This window comes from Pseudonocardia sp. McavD-2-B (assembly GCF_024124365.1).
In the GTDB taxonomy this organism is placed as follows: domain Bacteria; phylum Actinomycetota; class Actinomycetes; order Mycobacteriales; family Pseudonocardiaceae; genus Pseudonocardia; species Pseudonocardia alni.
In genome coordinates this window covers 1-2,018 of sequence record NZ_JAMXSG010000484.1, presented here as the reverse complement: position 1 = coordinate 2,018, position 2,018 = coordinate 1, and the positions used below count along the sequence as shown (strand labels likewise).

2 protein-coding genes, 1 tRNA gene and 1 pseudogene are annotated in these 2,018 nt (G+C 75.2%); 1 reads left to right on the top strand and 3 read right to left on the bottom strand.

What is annotated here, in order from left to right; all coding sequences use genetic code 11:
* The 3 genes and pseudogenes from NH602_RS30495 to NH602_RS30485 form a co-directional block, all read right to left on the bottom strand.
* Nucleotides 1–662 (bottom strand): annotated as a pseudogene (locus tag NH602_RS30495) (amidase family protein); the annotation flags it as partial.
* A gap of 43 nt (nt 663–705) precedes the next feature.
* Nucleotides 706–798 (bottom strand) — tRNA-Sec (locus NH602_RS30490).
* Nucleotides 799–804: 6 nt separating this feature from the next.
* A complete protein-coding gene (locus NH602_RS30485) occupies nt 805–1,197 on the bottom strand; it encodes an STAS domain-containing protein (protein ID WP_043280132.1) in 393 nt (130 codons plus the stop codon).
* Nucleotides 1,198–1,452: 255 nt separating this feature from the next.
* Between NH602_RS30485 and NH602_RS30480 the strand changes: the two genes are divergently transcribed.
* Entirely contained in the window at nt 1,453–1,929 is a 477-nt protein-coding gene (locus NH602_RS30480) for a thioesterase family protein (RefSeq protein ID WP_253069641.1), read from the top strand.
* Nucleotides 1,930–2,018 lie beyond the last annotated feature (89 nt).

Below are 2,018 nucleotides of genomic sequence, written 5' to 3'. Positions count from 1 at the left end.
CGCATCACCGACGACGGCGCGGGCGGCCCGCCGGTGCCGCGGGAGAGTGCGTCGAGCACCGCGGTGAGGTCCTCCGCGCGCCCGGCGAGCAGAGTGGGCTCGGCAAGCCCGGACCAGCGTCGCTCAGCGGCGTCGGGCAGCGGGAGCACCCGGCGGCCCGGCTTGAGCGCGGCGATCCCGTGTGCGGCGGCGGCGCAGCGCAGCGTGCCGTCGCCGTCGACACCGATCCCGAGCGGGACGACGCCGGAGGCGACCACGGTCGCGGTGGCCCGGCCACCCGGGGTGGCGTCGAGGCCCACCTCGTGCTCGGCGGTCCGCGCCCGCCCTGCGACGAGTGCACCCGCGGCCCGCAGCCTGCGCACGATCTCGTCGCCGCGCCCGGCCACGGAGATGCCGTCCTCGACGACCACCGGGACCCCTGCCAGCGGCAGGGCGAACCGGTCGGTGCGCCGGTCGAGCGCCGCGGCGGCCGCGCGCAGCGGCCCGGGGTCCACCACCAGCCCGGCGCCCACGGGGACCGCCTCGTCGGAGGTGGCGAGGAGCCGCTCGGCGACGGTGGCCGCGCTCAGCCGCCCCTCGCGTACCGCGGCCGCGAGCTCCGGCACGCCGGACGGGCCGTCACCCGAGGTGGGGGACAGCTCGTCCAGGTGCAGGATGCTCATCGCGGTGGGGCTCGTCCTCCCGGTCGTCGGGGGCGGTGGTCGGCGGAGGCGGACGGGAATCGAACCCGCCTGGCCGAGATGCTCGGCCACGTCGGTGTTGAAGACCGCGGGGGCCACCAGGCACCCATACGCCTCCGGGTCGTCAGGCCGTGCGGAGCGCCTCCGGCACGCCGTCGGCCACGTCGAACAGGGACATCAGGTTGGTCGCCTCGAGCGCGCGGGTGACGGCGTGCGAGCCACAGACCAGCCGCAGCCGGCTGCCGGCGTTCTCCGCCTTCTCCTTGCCCTCGACGAGCGCCGCCAGCCCGGCCGACCCGAGGAACGTGACCCGGGTCAGGTCCACCACCAGCAGGCTCGCGGAGCCGATCCGCTCGGCGAGTCGTTCGCTCAGCACGGGCGCGGTCATCGTGTCGATCTCGCCGTGCACTCCGACGACGACGGCGCCGTCACCGTGCTCGGTCACCTCGAAGCGGACGACCTCGCCGACGTCGGGGCCCTGGTCTCCCCCCACCCCGGTGGGCGTCTCACTGCTCATGTGTCGTGCTCCCTCGCGAGTCGTCGCCGTCGGCGCCGTCGACGTGCTCGTGGTCCGTTCCCGGACGCGCCATCGACGTCACCGTGAGTGACAACCGGCCGCCGTTGCTTGACGTACCGCTCGTGCTGCCTCCGCACCAGCCTAGTCAGCGCGGCCACCCACCCTACGACCGCGGTCGCAGGTGGCACAAACGTCCCGGGACACGGTCGGGCGCGCTGCCCGGGGTGGTCCGGCCCGGCTGGCAGGGTGTGGAGCATGAGCGTCGAGCAGTCTCCGCCGTTCGGGGTCCGGATCGGTGTCCGCAGCTACGAGATGGACGTGAACGGGCACGTCAACCATGCCGTCTACCACCAGTACGGCGAGCACGCCCGGATGGAGCACTTCCGTGCCGCCGGGCTGTCCCAGCACGCGCTCGGCGCACACGGTCTGACGATCGTGCTGCTGTCGACGACGGTGCACTTCCGGGCCGAGCTGCGCGCCGGCGACGAACTGCGGATCGACTCGGTGATCGCGTTCTCGGCGCGCAAACCGTTCACGATGAGTCACCGGATCGTCCGGGTGGCCGCGGCCGACGGGGCCCGCACGGACGATCTCGCGGCCGAGGTGGACTGCACCCTCGGGGTCCTCGACACCACGACGCGACGGCTGGTCGCCGACCCGCACGGCAGGCTCGTCGCCGCGTCGTCGGACCCGGCCCTGCTGGGGCCGGGTCCGGACGTCAGCACGTCGTAGCGCGGTCGTGGCGGCGGGTCGTCGCCGCGGACCCGCGGGCGGCTCAGCCGCGCCGGGCGGGGCCGGCGCCGTACGGGCCACCGGTGCGG

Coding starts and splice junctions, on each gene's coding strand:
- NH602_RS30485 (WP_043280132.1), bottom strand. CDS start 1,197: ATGAGCAGTGAGACGCCCACCGGGGTGGGGGGAGACCAGGGCCCCGAC.
- NH602_RS30480 (WP_253069641.1), top strand. CDS start 1,453: ATGAGCGTCGAGCAGTCTCCGCCGTTCGGGGTCCGGATCGGTGTCCGC.